Genomic DNA, 16,883 nt, shown 5'->3' on the forward strand with positions numbered 1-16,883 from the left:
GTGCGGGGGGGCGCGGGCCGTCCCGGCTGGGGCGGGGCCGCCTGCGCCGACGGGGCGGGCTGGTTCGGCCCGCGCTCCGAGGTCAGGCTCGCGAACACGCCGGAAACGCCGGCCATGGCCAGGACGGTGCCCTCGGCCTTGCGACGCACCGGCTCGAAGCGCTCCGCCTCGCTCGGGTCGATCAGGATCGAGAACATGACCCGGTTGGTGGGGTCGACCACCACCTGGGACAGGCGGCCGGATGCCGGCAGCGTGGTCCCGCCGGCATCGACGGTGACGGCGGACAGCGCCTTGAGCACGTCGTCGCGAGTAATGGCCAAGATGGTTCTCCAGGCGAGGCAGGCGGACACGGCGGACCGGACACCCCTCTGCATGTAACCGACGAAGACGAGAACGCCAGACCTCTTGCGGTCTCACCCCCCCGATATGCGCGACGCGGATAGATTCATCGCCGCCCCGGCGGGATGGCGACGAGGTTGCACTGCTCCATCGGCCCGCGCACGACCGACCCGTCGCCGCGCCGGTACGTCCCGTGCCGGAGGTGTCGGCATCCGGGCGGACCGGGGAGCCGTCTCACCCGCTCCACATGGACGCTGCCGGAGCGCCGGTGGGAGAAGTCGTGACCGCCGATTCGCACGCCGGGGCCGAAGCGGACCTGCCCCGCGACGGGCGCGGTGAGGACGGGGAGGGCGCAGGCCGCGCCCATGAGCAGGTTGACGATGAACAGGCCGGGGATTCCCCGGATCGGGACAGGCAGAGACATTCTTCCTCTTCTCCGAACGGTGCTGAACCAAGCGGGCCCTGGCCCGTTGTGAGTGCAGCCTTCAGGGCCGGCCCGCGACCGGGAGCGCCGCGCCTTGAGACGAACGACAGACTTTCAGGAGACTAGGTTCATGCATCAAGGCAACCACCGCGACCACGAGGGCGCGAAGAAGCTGTTCGATCTCGTCAAGGACATCAAGGTCGCCATGATGACCACGGCGGATCAGGACGGGAAGCTCTACAGCCGGCCGATGTGGAGCCAGGACATCGACGAGAACGGCGACGTCTGGTTCTTCACCAAGCTGCACTCGCCCAAGACCGAGGAGATCGGCAAAGACAACCAGGTCAACCTCGCTTATTCCGACCCGTCGAGCCAGACCTACGTCTCCATCGCCGGCAAGGCCGAGATCGTCACCGATCAGGCCATCGTCGACGACAAGTGGAGCGAGAGCATGAAGACCTGGTTCCCCAACGGCAAGGACGACCCGGAAGTCGCACTCATCCGCATCCACCCGGAGAAGGGCGAGTATTGGGACAGCCCCAACGCCACCGCCCTGCACATTTACGGCTACGTGAAGGCGGCGCTCACCGGTGAATCGCCCAAGACCGAGACCAAGAAGGTCGATCTCGCCTGATACTTTATGATGGGACGGACAGGGGGGCGGTCATCCGAAGCGGGTGGCCGCTCTTCTGCGTTTCCACCTCACGCCTCCCTCTGCCGCGGGATTGCGCGCAGGCCCATCCTCTCCCCTTTCGGCTGCAGGATTCACACATCTGCTCGACCGTCGCTCCCTTGATCCAAGCGGGTTCGACAGGAGACGCGACGGGCTTCCTCTCCTGGAAGGAGAGGGGACCTGCGCTACCCGCGAGATGTGTGAGTATTGGAGCTACAAGGCAGAGGGGGGACCCGCGATTCACCTCGCTCTCCCGCGATACACCCGAGAGGCCGAACCGTTCAGTCGACGTCAGCCCGCGCCAATCGCCGGGTGTCCGATTGACTCGCGCCCGAGGCCCATGCGCTCTTCGCCCGTGAGCGGGCGCCGAAGTCCCGCGCCGGATCCGTCCCGACCATGCTCGATCTCGCGACGCGGGTTTACAACCACAACTTCAAGATCGACCCGATCATCCGGTCGCTGCTCGATACCGATTTCTACAAGCTCCTGATGGCGCAGACGATCTTTCGCCGCCATCGCGACGCCGACGTGACCTTCGGCATCCAGAACCGCAGCCGCTCCGTGCGCATCGCCGATTTCGTCGATGTGGGCGAATTGCGCGAGCAGCTCGATCACGCCCGCACCGTTCGCCTGAGCCGGGGGGAATCGACCTGGCTGCGCGGCAACACCTTCTACGGCCACCGCCAGATGTTCTCGGCCGATTTCATGGACTGGCTCGAAGGCTTCCGCCTGCCGGATTACGAACTCGAGGCGCGCGACGGCCAATACGTCCTCACCTTCCACGGTCCCTGGATCGAGACCACCATGTGGGAGGTGCCGGCTTTGGCCATCCTGAACGAGCTACGCTCGCGCGGGATCCTGCGCGGGCTCGGCAAGTTCGAGCTGCAGGTGCTCTATGCGCGGGCGATGACCCGGGTCTGGGAGAAGATCGAGCGCCTGAAGGCCCTGCCCGACCTCTCCATCGCCGATTTCGGCACCCGCCGCCGCCACGGTTTCCTGTGGCAGGATTGGTGCGTCGAGGCGATGCGCGAGGGCCTGGGCGAGGCCTTCCTCGGTACGTCGAACTGCCTCATCGCCATGCGCCGCGAGGTCGAGGCGGTGGGCACCAACGCCCATGAATTGCCGATGGTCTACTCGGCTCTCGCCGAGGACGACGAGACCCTGGCCCAGGCGCCCTACGACGTGCTGCGCGACTGGCAGCAGGATTACGCCGGCAACCTCCTGGTGATGCTGCCCGACACCTACGGCACCACCGGTTTCCTCGCCCATGCGCCGGACTGGATGACCGCCTGGACCGGCATCCGCATCGATTCGAAGGACCCGATCGAGGGCGGCGAGGAGGCCATCGCCTGGTGGGCGTCGCGCGGCTGCGATCCGGCCTCCAAGCTCGCGATCTTCTCGGACGGGCTCGATGTCGGGACGATCGAGGCGATCCACACGCATTTCCACGGGCGGATGCGCATCGGCTACGGCTGGGGCACCCTCCTCACCAACGATTTTCGCGGCCTCGTGCCCGATCACGGGCTCGATCCGATCTCCATCGTCTGCAAGGTCATCGCCGCCAACGGCCGCCCCACCGTGAAGATCTCCGACAACCCGTCGAAGGCCATCGGTCCGGCCGACGAGATCGCCCGCTACAAGCGCGTCTTCGGCACCGGCGAGATGGCGGCGATGCCGGTCATCGTTTGAGTTTCCGCCGGTACGTCGTCCGGGGAACCGCTCCGGTGTCGCCGGAGGATCGTCAGCCCTCGGGCTGCTGCACGATGACCCCGTACCAGCCGAGCCCTGCATAGCTCTCGTATCCGGGGGTACAATGGAACGCGGTCAGCGCGCCGGAGGCGGTCTCGCGATCGGCGCCGCTCGTGCGGTTGCCCGGCTGGAACGCCAGGATCTCGGTGAGGAGGCCGCGCCGGTCGGACGAGGCGAGGACGCGGCGCTGGGCGTCGACCAGCAGCACCCGCGTCCGGTCCCGATCCTCCGGCGCCACGCGCACGCCCTCGACGATGGACCGGGCCTGGGGCTCCCAGTCGAAATGGACCGCCAGCACGCCGACCGGCTGCGCCCGGCCCTTGCCGCCGTCGCGGATGCCGGCGCAGTAGGTGGCGACCTGAGCGCCTCCCAGTCGGGGCTGGCGCGCCACGTCGGCGGCCACGTAGGCATTGCCGTCCGGCAGGCCGGCCGCCGTCCTGAACCAGGGTTCGTCGGATACGTCGCGGCCGATGACGTCGCCGTAGCGCTCGGGGCGTCCATGGGCGATGACCCGTCCGTCCATCCCGCAGAGCCAGAGGTCGAGATAGACGGTGTAGGACCCGAGGATCACGGCCATGCGTTCGGTGGCGTGGGCGACCTGGTCCGGGGTCGGGTCGGCCGCGCAGGCCACCAGGGCCGCATCGGTCGCCCACCAGCGCACGTCGCAGGTCCGCTCGTAGAGGTTCCGGTCGATCAGTTCGACCGCATTGAGGGCGAGGTCGATCAGCCGGTCCTTGCGCGAGCACTCGGCCAGGGTCTCGACCTTGGACTGGACGGCGGCGATCCGGTCCGACAGTTCGTCTTCGAGGGCCCGTGCGATGGTCTCGACCTCGGCGCCGATGGCGCGGACCTCCTGCGCCACCACGGAGAAGCCCCGTCCGGCCTCGCCGGCCCGCGCCGCCTCGATCAGGGCATTCAACGCCAGGATCTTCACTTGGCCCGTGATGCTCTGGATGCGGCGGCTCTTGTCCGAGGAGATGCGCTTCAGCTCGGCCATTTCGGCCGCCACACCGTGCAGGCTTGTCGCGCCAGGACCGTCCTCGCGACGCCCTAACGGATCACCGTCCTTGAATGCCAACCCACTCATCTGTCTACCGATCGCCGAACGATCCATCATCGAATGCGGTGAACCGCCTAATATTTTGCTAAATTTGCATTATTTTATAAATTAGCAGCAACATGACGGATTTTTTGTAACAGTAGCGCGGGACAATAGTCCAAGTCATGCTGTGATGAGTCATATCCTTCCGAGTTAGCCGGTATTGGCGACAGCTATTACTATCATCAGCCGGCAGACATCGGCGTCTGGCGACGACACGCGACAAGAACGGTGATGGGCGCATGGCGTGACGTCGCTCGACTGTCCTGCCGCGACATCGACGCCCCTGCGCTGATGACGGACCGAGCACGGTGACGCCTCCCGCGGCAAACGGTAGATCGCGGAGGGAGGCGAAATCCATGCGCATCGATCTCAATGCCGATCTCGGCGAAGGCTACGGCCCCTACACGCTCGGCGACGACGCGGCTCTCCTCGCTCTCGTCACCTCGGCCAACGTCGCCTGCGGCTTCCATGGCGGGGATCCCGCGATCATGGTCGCCACCGCCTCAGCGGCCAAGGCGCGCGGTGTCTCCATCGGCGCCCATCCGGGCTTTCAGGATCTGCGCGGCTTCGGCCGCCGGATCCTCGCTGAGAGCGCGGCCGAGATCGAGGCCGGGGTGGCCTACCAGATCGGCGCGCTTCAGGCCTGCGCGGCTCTCGCCGGCCATCGCGTCACCCATGTGAAGGCGCACGGAGCCCTCGCCAACCTGTCGAATGCCGATGCGGATGTGGCGAACGCCGTCGCGCGGGCGGTCCGCGCCGTCGACCGGACCCTGCCCCTAGTGGTGATGCCGGGCCTCGCCGCCGAACGCGCGGCTCTCGATGCCGGTCTCGCCGTGGTGCGGGAGATCTATGCCGACCGGGCCTATGCCGAGGACGGGCAGCTCTGTTCGCGCTCGCTTGCTGGAGCCGTCATCCACGATTCGGCCGAGGCGGCGGCGCGGGTCCACCGCATGGTGGAGGAGGGGGCAGTGATCACCCTGTCCGGCCGGAGGATCGCGGTGTCCATCGACACGGTCTGCGTCCATGGCGACACGCCGCAAGCGGTGGAGACGGCGCGCTCGGTGCGGCTGGCCCTCGGGGAAGCGGGTTTCGAACTGGCCGCGTTCAACGCCGCCTGACCTCGAAATGAATGCAAAGCGCGGCCCGAGCAGGGATCGTTTCCCGTCGCTACTCCGTTCCTCATCACGATCGCGCTGGTCCTTCCGCCGCGCGGTCGCATGCGTGGCGTTGAGACGGACCTGAGATGGCGACACCGAAATCGGCTGAAGAGGCACCGCGGCAGCCGCCGGCCTCCCGCGATCCGAGCGCCAAATCTGGGGTTTCGCGGGCGACCCCGGTGCGGAACGCCATGCTGCCGCCCCGCGCGACTCGGGTCGCGGCGGCCGAATCGATCCCGCCCTCCCTAGCCTCGCCGCTCATCGTCGCCGCCCTGATCGTCTCCGGCCTCTATATCGGGCGCGACGTCCTCATCCCCATCGCCATCGCGGTGCTGCTCTCCTTCGTCCTCGGACCCATGGTCTACCTGCTGCGGCGCCTGCGCTTCGGGCGGTTCCTGTCGGTGGCCACTTCCGTCGTCCTGGCTCTGGGGGTGGCGGCGGCTCTGGCCACCCTCATCGGTGTTCAGCTCGCGGATCTGGCCAAGGACGTGCCCCGCTACCGCACCACCATCGAGCAGAAGGTCGAAGGTCTGCGCGACAGCCCGGCCGGGCGGCTGGCCGATTACGTCGCCAATATCGGCCGGACCATGCACCAGGGCGGCGAAGAGAGCGCCAAGCCAGAGGCTTCCAAACCGGAAGCCGGGAAGCCCAACGCTCCGCCGCCGGAGAAACCGGTCGTCGTGGAGATGAAGGAGCGGGCGCCGGACCCGCTGGCCCTGGCCAACACCATCCTGTCGCCGATCCTGCATCCGCTGGCCACCACCGGCATCGTCTTCATCGTGCTGCTGTTCCTACTGATGCAGCGGGAGGATCTGCGCGACCGCATGATCCGCCTCGTGGGATCGAGCGACCTCCACCGGACCACGGTGGCGATGGACGATGCCGCGCGGCGACTGAGCCGCTACTTCCTGGTCCAGCTCGCCCTCAACGCCGCCTTCGGCGTCGTGATCGGGATCTCCCTCTCGGTCATCGGCGTGCCCAACCCCGCACTCTGGGGCATCTTCTCGGCGCTGATGCGGTTCGTGCCCTATATCGGCGCGGCCCTGGCGGCCTTGTTTCCCCTGGCGCTCGCGGCGGCGGTCGATCCCGGCTGGTCGATGGTCATCGCGACGCTCGCGGTGTTCCTGATCCTCGAGCCCCTCACCGGGCATGTCATCGAGCCGATGCTCTATGGCCAGTCCACCGGCATGTCGCCCTTCGCCGTCCTGGTCTCGGCCCTGTTCTGGACGTGGCTGTGGGGGCCGGTCGGCCTGCTGCTCTCGACGCCGCTCACCGTCTGCCTCGTGGTGCTCGGCCGCCACGTGGACAAGCTCGAATTCCTCGACGTGCTGTTCGGCGACCGGCCGGCTTTGACCCCGGTGGAGAATTTCTACCAGCGTATCCTCGCCGACGACCCGGAGGAGGCGGAGGAGCATGCCGAGCTGATCCTCAAGGAGTGTTCGCTCTCCTCCTATTACGACGACGTGGTGCTGAAAGGTCTTGAACTCGCCGCCCGCGACGCGGCCCGCGGGGTGCTCACGCCGGAGCAGAAGAACGACATCCGCGACACGGTGGCCGTCCTCATCGCCGGCCTCGACCGCCGCGAGGTCGAGGTGCCCGACGACGATTTCGCCGCTCCGGCCGAGATCCCCGCGGCCTGGAAACAGGACGGCGCGGTCCTGTGCGTGACAGGGCGCAGCTTCGTCGACGAATCCGCCTGCACGATCCTGGCCCAGCTCCTGAACCGGCGCGGCATCGGCACGCGAATCGTTCCCTTCTCCGAGGTGGCCCGGGTCCAGATCGACGGCTTCGATCCCGGCCCGGCCCGGATGACCTGCATCGTGTCCCTCGCCATCAACGGCGAGCCGACGCATCTGCGCCGCCTCGTCGGACGGCTGAAGAAGCGCATGCCGGATCTGCCCATCGTCGTCGGTCTCTGGCAGGCCGATCACGAAATCCTCACCGACGACGGCCAGCGGGCGGCCATCGGCGCGGACACGCATGTCTCGTCCCTCGACGCGGCGTTGCAGGCCGTCCTCGCCCGGGCCGGCACCACGGCCTCGGTCGCGAGGGCGGAGTCTTCCGCGCCGGACAATTCGCCCGAGATACCGCCATCGGCGCCCGTCGCGGCCGCCATCGCATCGTGATTGCGTAGGCGGCCGCTGGGGGTCGAAAACCCGTCCGATGGCGGTGAATCCACCGGGGTGATGGCGGTGGTTCGGGGCGTGTCGTGGCGGTCCGGGCTTGACGCGGCCCGCCCGTCACCGCTTCGGTTGCGGGGCGGTTCCACAGGGAGGCTTTCGATGAGCGTCGTCGATCTCGCACGGTTCATGGAAGACCTCGCCACCGAGTCGGGACAGGCCATCCTGCCCTTCTTCCGGGCCTCGTTCGGCATGGACGACAAGGGCCGGGGCACCGGCGCCTTCGACCCCGTCACCGAGGCCGACCGGGCGGCGGAGACGATCCTGCGCAGCCGGATCAGGAGCACTTTTCCCACTCACGGCATCGTCGGGGAGGAGTTCGGTTCCAACCATGCCGATGCCGAATGCGTCTGGGTCCTCGACCCGATCGACGGCACCCGCGCCTTCATCACCGGCCTTCCCACTTGGGGAACCCTGATCGGCCTGCTCCATGACGGCGTGCCGGTGCGTGGGCTGATGAACCAGCCCTATCTCGGCGAACGCTTCGTGGGCGATGGGGCAAGTGCCTCGTTCCACGGCATTCGCGGCCCGCGCAAGCTCATGACCCGCCGCTGCGAACGCCTCGCCGACGCGCTGCTGGCCACCACCGATCCGCGTCTGTTCGCGCCGGGCGACGAGCAGGATCGCTTCAAAAGCATTGAGGGCGCCGTGCGCATGTCGCGCTACGGGACCGATTGCTACGCCTATTGTATGCTCGCGGCCGGCCAGATCGACCTCGTGGTCGAAGCCGGGCTGAAGGCCCACGACATCGTCGCGCTGATCCCGATCATCGAGGGAGCCGGCGGCGTCATCACCGCCTGGGATGGCAGCCCCGCGGCGAAAGGCGGTCGCATCGTCGCCGCCGGGGACGTCCGGCTGCATGCTGCGGCCCTGCGCCACCTCAACCCGTAAAATTCTTATTCTCAAACAGCTTAGCCTCTGACTCACTGATCCATTCGAGGATGGAGGATGGCCTCGGCCGGTCGCGCCGACGCACGTCTCACGGCGTCATCGCGGCGGCAACGGCCCGCCCCGTATCGGCGTGGTCAGTCCTTTCCGACACGACCGTCCCCGGCACGAAGGCATCGAACGCCGCCCAGAAATCGTCGCGGATGGCATCGCGTTCCGAAAGAATCTCATGGCGGGCGTCGGGCAGGACGAGAAGAAACCCGGAAGAAAGCCGACCGACGAACCGCTCCGTGATCGCGGTGTCGCAAACAGGGTCGGCGCCGGCGCCGATCACTAACGTTGGGATGCGGATGGAGGCGGCCTTTCGCGGATCGGCGAGCTTCGCCATCGCCCGGAACGCGCCGACGATCCAGGCCACGCTCGGATCCCCCACGGCGCTGGCGCCGACGGCCCGAGCCGCCTGGGCATTGCGTTCATAGCGGGCAGGATCGCCCGAGAGACGGTTTCCCGCGAACGGTTTCGTGGCCAGGGAGGCCGGCTTGCCGAACGGGATGTAACTGCGCCCGAGACCCAGCGCATGCAGCACACGGGCAAGGAAAAAGGACGCCGCCGGGAAACGGATCATCCGGATCGACAGCATCGGCGCCACCGTGACGAGGCGGGCGAAGGGCAGCCATCCGTCCATCGCCCCGGTCAGCGCCACGGCGCCGCCCATGGAATGAGCGAGACACATGTGAGGATGCGGCATCAGCGGCCGCAGGATCGCATCCTCTATCGCTTTGAGATCGCGACGATAATCGTCGAACCGCGCGACGTGGCCGCGATGCGCGTCGGAGACCTGCCGTTGCGATTCCCCCTGGCCCCGCCAATCGAACGCGACAACGGCGAACCCGCGGCGACGCAGCTCCGTGATGGTCTCGTAGTACTTCTCGATGAACTCGGCCCGGCCCTGCAACAGGCACACCGTTCCCTTCGCCAACCGGGTCGTCGGGCGCCAATGGGCGGCCCTCAGCCGAATCCCATCATCGGCATGGACAACAACCAGCGTTCCCCCCGGAGGGACCGGATTTCCGGGCGTAGAAGCAAGGGTCAACATGTGTAGGTTCCGGGCAAGAGAAGCGGCGGCAAATTTTGCATGCGACGGGGTATCCTAACTCTTGAAGCCCTTCGACGTGCCTCCGATATTGGAGGAGCGCCGGCCGATACGGCGGCGCAACGGTCCGGCCCCTTGGGCGGACGATAACGTTACATGTTGCTTCCTACGGAGAATATGTCATGCGCCAGTTCGATCTTGCTCCCCTCTATCGCTCTACCGTCGGCTTCGATCGTCTGTTCTCGGCCCTCGATCAGTTCGTGAGCGCCGATGCGGTCCCGACCTACCCGCCCTACAATATCGAGCGCACAGGTGAGAACGCTTATCGCATCACCGTCGCGGTAGCCGGGTTCACCGAGGCCGATCTCACCATCGAGGTGAAGGAAAATGCGCTCACGCTCAAGGGCGAGCGTAGTCCCGATACCAGTCGTAAGGCCGAGGTTCTGCATCAGGGTATTGCGGCCCGTGGTTTCGAACGCCGGTTCCAGCTTGCCGACTACGTCCAGGTGACGGGTGCGGCCCTGGAGAACGGCCTGCTCCATATCGATCTCGTCCGTGAGATTCCGGAGGCGAAGAAGCCCCGCCAGATCCAGATCGCCACGTCCGGCGCCACGAAGGCACCGGTGATCGAAGGTCAGGTGCAAGAGGCGGCGTAACCGCCGGTCCTTCGACGACGGGCGCCCCGGCCGAGAGGTCGGGGCGCCCGTACGCGTTCAGAACCCATCGAACCGATCGCCTCGACCTGGCTCCCGGCATCGGTAGCCAATGAAGCAATCCGGCGTATCGCGCGTAGGTGCATAAGCAGGAATCGTGATCTCAGTCACCTCGCATGCGCCCCGATCGCGCACGAAGCGGTCGTAGGTCGCTCCACCAGTACCGAGGACGATGCCGCGGTTCCGCGATACGACGGCTTGAGCCTCCGGGCACGTCATGTCGAGGGTGGATGCCCGCTGCGCCACAGCCGGCGACGCGAGGCCGACGACGGCGCACATGACGCCGATGAAATGAAAGCCTCTGACCACAGCTCGACTAGCCTCATCTTCAGACGGCGTGGAAGCGTAGTCCGACAAGGGTAACTCCGAGCCGACCAGCCAAGTTTCCGGCGTGATTCAGAGGTCTCCGAAGACGAGTTGCCCCTGCGGACTCTGCCCACGACGGGTGGCTACCGGTCGTTCCTTGCGAGCCGGAGGTTTTGGTGCGGGACGGTACTGTTTTGGTTCGCCGCGCATCCGCGCCTTCGCCTTGTCGCGGGCCACGGCTTCCGGCGCGTTCGGATCGTCGTTCAGCCATTTACCGCGCTTGATGACTTCGTTGACCCGCCCCTGGTTCACGCCGACCTTGAAGGCGATCTCCTGCTGGGTCATTCCGGTGGATGCGTGAAGGTCGAGGATGGCCCGCGCCAGTTCCGGTGTCATCTTCTGACCCGTGAGACGTCGAGCCGGCTTGATCGTGCGGGTCGCCCGGTCACGTTCGCGCAGGCGCTGGAGCAGGGCGAGCGCCATGTTCATGCCCTGCTCGCGCAGGGCCTCCTCGAATTCCTTCAACGTCGCCATCGTCGGCTTCCTCGTTGCCGTCGCGGCCGGACCTTTGGACCTGCCCGCCCCCGAAAGAACGGTCGGGCATGCGCCAAGGTTGCGACGAATGTCATCGATCGATTGAACATGGTTGGGCCGACGCCGGACCAATGACAACCGGGCGAAGACTTCATCCACCGCTAATGCAGCGCAGATCGCTCCTGGTAGCGCCTGTCGTCTCCCGCTGACAGCGCCCGCCCGTTGCCTTGGCAGCTTGCCCTTGGCGGAAACCTCGAGCTTCGGCTAAACCGCGCGGCACACGCGGCTTTCGAGGACGCTTCCCCAATGATCAGCCCGATCCTTTCCGTCGCCCGCGACGGATCAGCACCTGGCGCTCCCTCCCTTGTCGAAGCGCTGGAGAGCGGCTCGGTCCTCGTCTTCCACGATGAAGACTTCCCCGTCAGCGACTTCGAGAAGCGCTTTGTCGAGCGACCCTTTGCCGACGGCAAGGCCAAGAATGTCAACATCCGTGGCAAGGAGGCGGCTCTGAGAGGAGCCGCCGGAACGCCGGAGGAGCAGGAGGCGCTGCGCCAGCTTCTCATCCGCTACAAGGCCTTCGCCCAGAGGCTGATCGACCGCCACCTGCCGGCCTATACCGGCAAGATCACCCTGGCCGGCACCTCCTACCGCCCGTTCGAGGTGGACCAGCGCAAGCTCAGCTGGCGCCGGGACGACACACGCCTGCACGTGGACGCCTTCCCGTCGAACCCGATCGGCGAGAAGCGCATCCTGCGCATCTTCCGCAACATCAACCCGAACGGACAGCCCCGCCTGTGGCGGGTGGGCGAGGATTTCGGCTCGATGACCGAGAAGTTCCTGCCGCGCCTGCCCGGCTACTCGCCCCTGTCGGCGCGGCTGCTGGCCGCCCTGCGGATCACCAAGGCGCGCCGCTCCGAATACGACCACCTGATGCTGCATCTCCACGATGCGCTGAAGCAGGACATGGAGTACCAGCAGAACGGCCCCCAGGCCGACGTGCAATTCGCCCCGGGCCAGACCTGGGTGACGTTCTCGGACCTCGTGATGCACGGTGCTATGGGCGGCCGCTACATGTTGGAACAGACGGCCTACCTGCCCGTGACGAGCCAGGCGGATCCAGAGCGCAGCCCGCAGAGGATCCTAGCCAGAAAGCTCGGGCGCAAGCTGCGTTGAAACCTCATTGCCACAGAGACGGGTTTAGGACCACGCCATGATCCTCGAAATTGCACAGATCGACATCAAAGCCGGCATGGAGGCGGATTTCGAAGCGAACATCGCCAAGGCATCCGAGATCTTCAAGGCCGCGAAAGGCTGCAAGAGCTTTGCCGTGCGCCGTTCCGTTGAGAAGCCGCAACGCTACCGGCTGCTGATCGAGTGGGAGACGCTCGCCGACCATACCGAACTCTTCACCGGTTCGCAGGCCTGGAAGGATTATCGCGCCATGGTTTCTCCCTTCTTCGAGGGCCCGCCCAGCGTCGAGCATACGGAACTTACCCTCAAGCCGTTCTGAAGGCGGGAAGGGGTCAGCGCCCGGATTGGCGCACGAGCATCTTGACGCGGCTGTCGAGAAGCGCCCAGCGCTTCGCGATGCCGTCGCGGGCGCAAGTCCCAAAGGACTCGCCCGCGTAGAAGCCGACATTCGTCTCCATATGGCGACACGCCATGACCGGCGGCACCATCACCACGAGGGGAACGGGCAGGAGGATCAGGCTGACATCCAGCAGCAGACCCAACACCCAACCTTGGCGCGGACGGTGCGCTTTGACGTCATCGAGCTCCATCGGGATATCGCTGAAGACGTCTTTCGGGTGCCTCTGATCGGCTTGCCGCGATGCCACCGCCCCTCCGCCGCGTGGCGCGATACTGACAGACCTGCAGCGCAGCGGGAAAATGTCGGGCGAATCTGGTTGCATCTCACACCCCGGTTTTACTCCTGGGGTTGTACGATCGAACGCCGGCGTGATGCCGCTCGAGACTACGCAACCGGCTGTAACGTCCGATTAGGGTTAACGCTTGTTACGATTACAACACCGCCACCGGATGGCTTCAGCGCAGACGGTCCGCCACGGTCTTGAGCGTACTCTCGATGGACCAGACGTGGCGGGTGAGGTCGCGCCGTGCGCAGGCGCTCGCCTGCAAAACGCCCGGTAGCAACGATGAGGAGCGAGGTCCGCATTCGGCGACGGCCGACAGAAGCAGGAAGGCCAGCGGCGCGAGTGCCGCAATGAGCTTGAGACCGAAATAGGCACGAGCCAGAACGCCACGCCGACCTTCACGACGGGGCTTTGCAGCACGGGCCGGCTCGGTGCCACGCGACGGCACGCTCCGCTCGGGTGACTGGCGAAAGTTTTCGCCGTCCTCCGGGGGAAAATGCGCGTCTCGAAACCGTTCGAGCTTGCTTGGAGCCATCTCTCTCGTCTCGACCGGAGGTCGAACGACATTCGCCCGTCTTTCGTAAGGATTTGATGATCGGGTGTGGGTGAATTGAATCCTTCAGCTCCCTAAACGCACGCTTCGCGCGAAGCCTTCGCCACGGTGACAGCCGACCGCCGACTGCTTACTGAAGGAAACCGCCCTCGATAGAGGCGGCCTTGTCCGAAGCGTCCTTGCACAGGCGTCCATCGCCCATGATCCAGCGCCCCCTCCGCATCGGAACCCGCGGCAGCCCCATGGCTCTCGCGCAGACGGGAATGGTCCGCGATAAGATCGTGGCGGCCAATCCGGGGCTGGAAACGGAATTGGTGGTCGTCAACACAGTGGCCGACCGCATCCTCGACCGGCCACTCTCCGAGATCGGCGGCAAGGGGCTCTTCACGAAGGAACTCGAACAGGCCCTTTTTGCCGACGTAGTCGATGTGGCCGTTCATTCGATGAAGGATGTGGAGACTTGGCTGCCCGAAGGGCTGGTCATCGCTTGCATCCTGGAACGTGACGATCCGCGCGATGCCTTCCTCTCCGCTCAGGCGGAGGGCTTTGCCGGCCTTGCGCCAGGAGCCCGTGTGGGCACCTCCTCCCTGCGCCGCGCCGCTCAGGTGCTCATGCGCCGGCCGGACCTGCGCATCGTCCCCATGCGTGGCAACGCCAATACTCGGATGCGCAAGCTTCAGGAGGGCACCTGCGAGGCGACGCTTCTGGCTCTCTGCGGTCTCGAACGCCTTGGTATGGCCGAGATGGCACGGAGCGTCCTGTCCGTGGACGAGATGCTCCCCGCCGTGGCGCAAGGAGCGCTCGGCATCGAATGCCGGGAGGCGGATTCCGAAGTTCGAGCATTGCTCGCCCCGCTGCGATCCCCCACGGCCACGGCCGAACTCGACGCCGAGCGCGGGCTCCTAGCGGAACTCGATGGGTCCTGCCGTACCCCGATCGCGGCCCTGGCACGGATCGAGGGCGAGGTGCTGACCCTCGACGGCCTGTTGTTCCTGCCCGACGGCAGCGCCCATTGGGCGGTCCACCGATCGGGCGCGGTATCGGATGCCGCCCGGATCGGACAGGACGCCGGCGTGGAACTGAAACGCGCGGCTGGCGACACCTACGCCAAGCATCTGCAATAGCTGGGCTCCCAAACCGGTGGCAGCAGAGCCGGTTCCAGTTAGGCGCGGCATCTTTGCGCCTTGCGAACAGGAGAGGAACGGTTAATCGCTGATCTGCTAGTGTCCGTGTACAGTCTCAGACACTTCGCGGCCCGGGGATACCGATGCATGAGGTCTGCTCCGACCTGTCGTCCTGCTCACCGGTGCTGATCCATCTCGATGGGGATATCCCCGGCCGGGGAGAGATCACGATCGAGCGTCGCGGCGATGCAGAGTTGATCGCAGCCCTCCGGGCACGTGTCGAAGACCAAGCCCGCTTGATCGAGGCACAGGCGCTGTCCCTCGCCCATAGCCGGAAGATCTTCGAACGCGCCTCGGCCGTGGCCAGAATCGGCGTTTGGGAATGCCGCCTTGCAGATGAGGCACTGACCTGGACCGATGCTGTCTACCGGATGTTCGACCTGCCGGTGGGCTCTACGGTGGACCGCGAGACGACCCTGGGTTGTTACAGTCCGGAGTCCCGTATCCGCCTCGACGTGCTCCGGAGCCAGGCCATCGCCGAGCGTGGCGGCTTCACCCTCGATGCCGAGATCGTAACGGCTTTGGGCAATCGACGCCGGATCCGCCTGACCGCCACGGTGGAATGCGAGGGAGGAAGACCGGCCCGCATCTTCGGCATGAAGCAGGACATCACCGAGGAGAAGATTCTCGCCGACCGGACCCGCTACCTCGCAGAGTTCGACACCCTGACGGGTCTACCCAATCGCACTTCGTTCTACGGCCGCCTCAACGACATGGACAGAGAGGGAGCCCTGCTGCTCCTCGATCTCGACGGCTTCAAACAGGTCAACGATACTCATGGCCACATGGCCGGCGATGCCTGTCTCGCCCAGGTGGGGCGCCGCCTCAGAGAGACGTGCCGTCACACCGAGTTCGTCGCACGTATCGGGGGTGACGAATTCGGAATCGTGGTGGACGCCACTATCGGCACCCCGGGCCTCGCGGCCCTGGCGGAACGGATCATCGCCGCCATGGCGCCGCCCATCGCCTGGGGGCAGGGGACCTTCACGATCGGCGTTTCCATCGGCATAGCCACGATGGTGCATCACAGTTCGGAAGACCTCTTCGCTGAGGCCGACATGGCGCTCTATGCGGCCAAGGCGGAAGGGCGCGGGACATTCCGTCTAGCCGCCCCGGCGAAATGACGGCGGCCGTCTCACGCCGATGCGTGGTGCGAGACCGGAGCGGGGGGTAGGCCACGCTCGGCCGCCATCATCCGGGCAAGGGCGACGATCTCGCGGATCTGGAACGGCTTGCGGACTGAAAGGCTACCGCGAAGTGGCCTGCGGTCAAAATATGCATTCGTCGATGCATAGATTACGGGGCGGTCAGGACAAACCTCGCGGAAGGCGAGAGCTACCATCCATCCGTCTATCATTCCCGGGAGATTGATATCGGTCAACAACCAGTCGAAATCGGCACCACGAGTCCTGAGAAGCGTTAACGCGTCTTCGCCACTGGACGCCGCCACGGCCGTGAGACCGGCGCGCTCACACTGGATCGTCAGCATATCCAGAAGGAGGAAATTGTCTTCGACGATCAGAACTTTCGGTGCGCCACTCATGCCGGCCATCGACCCTTTCATACATCAACAAACAACTGCATTAATGGTTAAGCTTCCATCAATGGTCGCGTCGATTCGGGGGTCTCCGGCGACATGGACAGTGGGTCAGTCGAACGCCCTGTGACGATGCGCGAGGCAGCGGTGGAGCCAATATCCGACAAGGGGAGCGGGACGGTCTGCGATGAGGCGACGCTCGCCGAACTCGAGGTCCTTCTTGGGCGCGACCACCTGAAACGGCTTTTGTCCCTGCTTGTCGTCGAGATCCACGTCCGCTTTCCCGCCGGGAACGACGACCGGACCGCCATCGCGCAGGATGCCCATGCGCTGCTGGCATCGAGCGGATCTCTCGGTTTCCTCGACCTCTCGCGGTGCTGTTCGGTCATTGAACAGGCCTGCCTGAAGGGTGACGACATCGCCATCCCGCTGCAGAAAGGGCGGGTTGCCGCCGCTCGCGCGTTGACCGCACTCGCCGCCTTGGGGGTACGCGAGTGACGGCAAGCTTGCTCCTTCGAGAACCTCGCGGCGCCGGCCCGTTGCGCCGAAGGCACACCCGCCGAGAGTGCGAGGCGCG

The 16,883-nt window shown here is 66.0% G+C and carries 20 protein-coding genes; 11 read left to right on the forward strand and 9 right to left on the reverse strand.

What is annotated here, in order from left to right; genetic code table 11:
- On the reverse strand, positions 1–320 hold a 320-nt coding region (locus tag FPV16_RS23875; RefSeq protein WP_227441023.1), incomplete at its 3' end, for an iron-sulfur cluster assembly protein.
- 125 nt (positions 321–445) lie between these two features.
- On the reverse strand, positions 446–706 hold the full coding sequence (locus FPV16_RS23880) for a hypothetical protein (protein WP_227441048.1): 261 nt from the start codon (positions 704–706) through the stop codon (positions 446–448).
- 187 nt (positions 707–893) lie between these two features.
- On the opposite strand from FPV16_RS23880, the gene FPV16_RS23885 reads away from it, so the two are divergent.
- Both FPV16_RS23885 and FPV16_RS23890 read left to right on the forward strand, forming a co-directional pair.
- Positions 894–1,397 (forward strand): pyridoxamine 5'-phosphate oxidase family protein, encoded by a 504-nt coding sequence (locus tag FPV16_RS23885; protein ID WP_227441024.1) that lies wholly within the window; start codon positions 894–896, stop codon positions 1,395–1,397.
- A gap of 435 nt (positions 1,398–1,832) precedes the next feature.
- Complete coding sequence (locus FPV16_RS23890; protein WP_227441025.1) at positions 1,833–3,125, forward strand: nicotinate phosphoribosyltransferase; 1,293 nt, start codon at positions 1,833–1,835, stop codon at positions 3,123–3,125.
- A 52-nt stretch (positions 3,126–3,177) separates the two neighbouring features.
- On the opposite strand, the gene FPV16_RS26210 is transcribed toward FPV16_RS23890, so the two are convergent.
- Positions 3,178–4,182, reverse strand: a complete 1,005-nt coding sequence (locus FPV16_RS26210; protein ID WP_413629356.1) for a methyl-accepting chemotaxis protein — start codon at positions 4,180–4,182, stop codon at positions 3,178–3,180.
- A gap of 461 nt (positions 4,183–4,643) precedes the next feature.
- Between FPV16_RS26210 and FPV16_RS23900 the strand changes: the two genes are divergently transcribed.
- The 3 genes from FPV16_RS23900 (at position 4,644) to hisN (ending at position 8,515) form a co-directional block, all read left to right on the forward strand.
- Positions 4,644–5,405, forward strand: a complete 762-nt coding sequence (locus FPV16_RS23900) for a LamB/YcsF family protein (protein WP_227441026.1) — start codon at positions 4,644–4,646, stop codon at positions 5,403–5,405.
- A 230-nt stretch (positions 5,406–5,635) separates the two neighbouring features.
- Complete coding sequence (locus FPV16_RS23905) at positions 5,636–7,570, forward strand: AI-2E family transporter (protein ID WP_227441027.1); 1,935 nt, start codon at positions 5,636–5,638, stop codon at positions 7,568–7,570.
- 156 nt (positions 7,571–7,726) lie between these two features.
- Positions 7,727–8,515: a histidinol-phosphatase gene (gene hisN / locus FPV16_RS23910; RefSeq protein WP_227441028.1), complete on the forward strand. Its 789-nt coding sequence runs from the start codon at positions 7,727–7,729 to the stop codon at positions 8,513–8,515.
- An 88-nt stretch (positions 8,516–8,603) separates the two neighbouring features.
- Here hisN and FPV16_RS23915 read toward each other — a convergent pair whose 3' ends face one another.
- On the reverse strand, positions 8,604–9,608 hold the full coding sequence (locus tag FPV16_RS23915) for an alpha/beta fold hydrolase (RefSeq protein WP_227441029.1): 1,005 nt from the start codon (positions 9,606–9,608) through the stop codon (positions 8,604–8,606).
- Positions 9,609–9,787: 179 nt separating this feature from the next.
- Here FPV16_RS23915 and FPV16_RS23920 point away from each other — a divergent pair, with 179 nt between their 5' ends.
- Entirely contained in the window at positions 9,788–10,261 is a 474-nt protein-coding gene (locus FPV16_RS23920) for an Hsp20 family protein (RefSeq protein WP_227441030.1), read from the forward strand.
- Positions 10,262–10,318: 57 nt separating this feature from the next.
- Here FPV16_RS23920 and FPV16_RS23925 read toward each other — a convergent pair whose 3' ends face one another.
- Both FPV16_RS23925 and FPV16_RS23930 read right to left on the reverse strand, forming a co-directional pair.
- Complete coding sequence (locus tag FPV16_RS23925) at positions 10,319–10,597, reverse strand: hypothetical protein (protein ID WP_227441049.1); 279 nt, start codon at positions 10,595–10,597, stop codon at positions 10,319–10,321.
- Between the two features lie 117 nt (positions 10,598–10,714).
- Positions 10,715–11,158 (reverse strand): RNA polymerase subunit sigma-70, encoded by a 444-nt coding sequence (locus tag FPV16_RS23930; protein WP_227441031.1) that lies wholly within the window; start codon positions 11,156–11,158, stop codon positions 10,715–10,717.
- A 306-nt stretch (positions 11,159–11,464) separates the two neighbouring features.
- Between FPV16_RS23930 and FPV16_RS23935 the strand changes: the two genes are divergently transcribed.
- Positions 11,465–12,331, forward strand: coding sequence for a Kdo hydroxylase family protein (locus FPV16_RS23935; RefSeq protein ID WP_227441032.1), 867 nt, complete (start codon positions 11,465–11,467; stop codon positions 12,329–12,331).
- Positions 12,332–12,368: 37 nt separating this feature from the next.
- Positions 12,369–12,668: an antibiotic biosynthesis monooxygenase family protein gene (locus FPV16_RS23940; protein ID WP_227441033.1), complete on the forward strand. Its 300-nt coding sequence runs from the start codon at positions 12,369–12,371 to the stop codon at positions 12,666–12,668.
- A 13-nt stretch (positions 12,669–12,681) separates the two neighbouring features.
- Here FPV16_RS23940 and FPV16_RS23945 read toward each other — a convergent pair whose 3' ends face one another.
- Together FPV16_RS23945 and FPV16_RS23950 are read right to left on the reverse strand one after the other, a co-directional pair.
- Positions 12,682–12,939 (reverse strand): hypothetical protein, encoded by a 258-nt coding sequence (locus FPV16_RS23945; RefSeq protein ID WP_227441034.1) that lies wholly within the window; start codon positions 12,937–12,939, stop codon positions 12,682–12,684.
- Positions 12,940–13,204: 265 nt separating this feature from the next.
- A complete protein-coding gene (locus FPV16_RS23950; RefSeq protein WP_227441035.1) occupies positions 13,205–13,567 on the reverse strand; it encodes a hypothetical protein in 363 nt (120 codons plus the stop codon).
- A 218-nt stretch (positions 13,568–13,785) separates the two neighbouring features.
- Here FPV16_RS23950 and hemC point away from each other — a divergent pair, with 218 nt between their 5' ends.
- Both hemC and FPV16_RS23960 read left to right on the forward strand, forming a co-directional pair.
- Positions 13,786–14,709 (forward strand): hydroxymethylbilane synthase, encoded by a 924-nt coding sequence (hemC, locus tag FPV16_RS23955; RefSeq protein ID WP_227441036.1) that lies wholly within the window; start codon positions 13,786–13,788, stop codon positions 14,707–14,709.
- A 143-nt stretch (positions 14,710–14,852) separates the two neighbouring features.
- Positions 14,853–15,893 carry a GGDEF domain-containing protein gene (locus tag FPV16_RS23960; RefSeq protein ID WP_227441037.1) on the forward strand — a complete coding sequence of 347 codons (1,041 nt, stop codon included), beginning with the start codon at positions 14,853–14,855 and terminating at the stop codon, positions 15,891–15,893.
- Between the two features lie 11 nt (positions 15,894–15,904).
- Here FPV16_RS23960 and FPV16_RS23965 read toward each other — a convergent pair whose 3' ends face one another.
- Positions 15,905–16,312 (reverse strand): response regulator, encoded by a 408-nt coding sequence (locus FPV16_RS23965; RefSeq protein ID WP_227441050.1) that lies wholly within the window; start codon positions 16,310–16,312, stop codon positions 15,905–15,907.
- 93 nt (positions 16,313–16,405) lie between these two features.
- Between FPV16_RS23965 and FPV16_RS23970 the strand changes: the two genes are divergently transcribed.
- Complete coding sequence (locus tag FPV16_RS23970) at positions 16,406–16,804, forward strand: Hpt domain-containing protein (protein WP_227441038.1); 399 nt, start codon at positions 16,406–16,408, stop codon at positions 16,802–16,804.
- Positions 16,805–16,883: the final 79 nt, after the last annotated feature.

This window comes from Methylobacterium sp. W2 (assembly GCF_020662345.1).
GTDB lineage: Bacteria > Pseudomonadota > Alphaproteobacteria > Rhizobiales > Beijerinckiaceae > Methylobacterium.

Coding starts and splice junctions, on each gene's coding strand:
- FPV16_RS23880 (WP_227441048.1), bottom strand. CDS start 706: ATGGGCGCGGCCTGCGCCCTCCCCGTCCTCACCGCGCCCGTCGCGGGG.
- FPV16_RS23885 (WP_227441024.1), top strand. CDS start 894: ATGCATCAAGGCAACCACCGCGACCACGAGGGCGCGAAGAAGCTGTTC.
- FPV16_RS23890 (WP_227441025.1), top strand. CDS start 1,833: ATGCTCGATCTCGCGACGCGGGTTTACAACCACAACTTCAAGATCGAC.
- FPV16_RS26210 (WP_413629356.1), bottom strand. CDS start 4,182: ATGGCCGAGCTGAAGCGCATCTCCTCGGACAAGAGCCGCCGCATCCAG.
- FPV16_RS23900 (WP_227441026.1), top strand. CDS start 4,644: ATGCGCATCGATCTCAATGCCGATCTCGGCGAAGGCTACGGCCCCTAC.
- FPV16_RS23905 (WP_227441027.1), top strand. CDS start 5,636: ATGCTGCCGCCCCGCGCGACTCGGGTCGCGGCGGCCGAATCGATCCCG.
- hisN (WP_227441028.1), top strand. CDS start 7,727: ATGAGCGTCGTCGATCTCGCACGGTTCATGGAAGACCTCGCCACCGAG.
- FPV16_RS23915 (WP_227441029.1), bottom strand. CDS start 9,608: ATGTTGACCCTTGCTTCTACGCCCGGAAATCCGGTCCCTCCGGGGGGA.
- FPV16_RS23920 (WP_227441030.1), top strand. CDS start 9,788: ATGCGCCAGTTCGATCTTGCTCCCCTCTATCGCTCTACCGTCGGCTTC.
- FPV16_RS23925 (WP_227441049.1), bottom strand. CDS start 10,597: ATGTGCGCCGTCGTCGGCCTCGCGTCGCCGGCTGTGGCGCAGCGGGCA.
- FPV16_RS23930 (WP_227441031.1), bottom strand. CDS start 11,158: ATGGCGACGTTGAAGGAATTCGAGGAGGCCCTGCGCGAGCAGGGCATG.
- FPV16_RS23935 (WP_227441032.1), top strand. CDS start 11,465: ATGATCAGCCCGATCCTTTCCGTCGCCCGCGACGGATCAGCACCTGGC.
- FPV16_RS23940 (WP_227441033.1), top strand. CDS start 12,369: ATGATCCTCGAAATTGCACAGATCGACATCAAAGCCGGCATGGAGGCG.
- FPV16_RS23945 (WP_227441034.1), bottom strand. CDS start 12,939: ATGGAGCTCGATGACGTCAAAGCGCACCGTCCGCGCCAAGGTTGGGTG.
- FPV16_RS23950 (WP_227441035.1), bottom strand. CDS start 13,567: ATGGCTCCAAGCAAGCTCGAACGGTTTCGAGACGCGCATTTTCCCCCG.
- hemC (WP_227441036.1), top strand. CDS start 13,786: ATGATCCAGCGCCCCCTCCGCATCGGAACCCGCGGCAGCCCCATGGCT.
- FPV16_RS23960 (WP_227441037.1), top strand. CDS start 14,853: ATGCATGAGGTCTGCTCCGACCTGTCGTCCTGCTCACCGGTGCTGATC.
- FPV16_RS23965 (WP_227441050.1), bottom strand. CDS start 16,312: ATGAGTGGCGCACCGAAAGTTCTGATCGTCGAAGACAATTTCCTCCTT.
- FPV16_RS23970 (WP_227441038.1), top strand. CDS start 16,406: ATGGACAGTGGGTCAGTCGAACGCCCTGTGACGATGCGCGAGGCAGCG.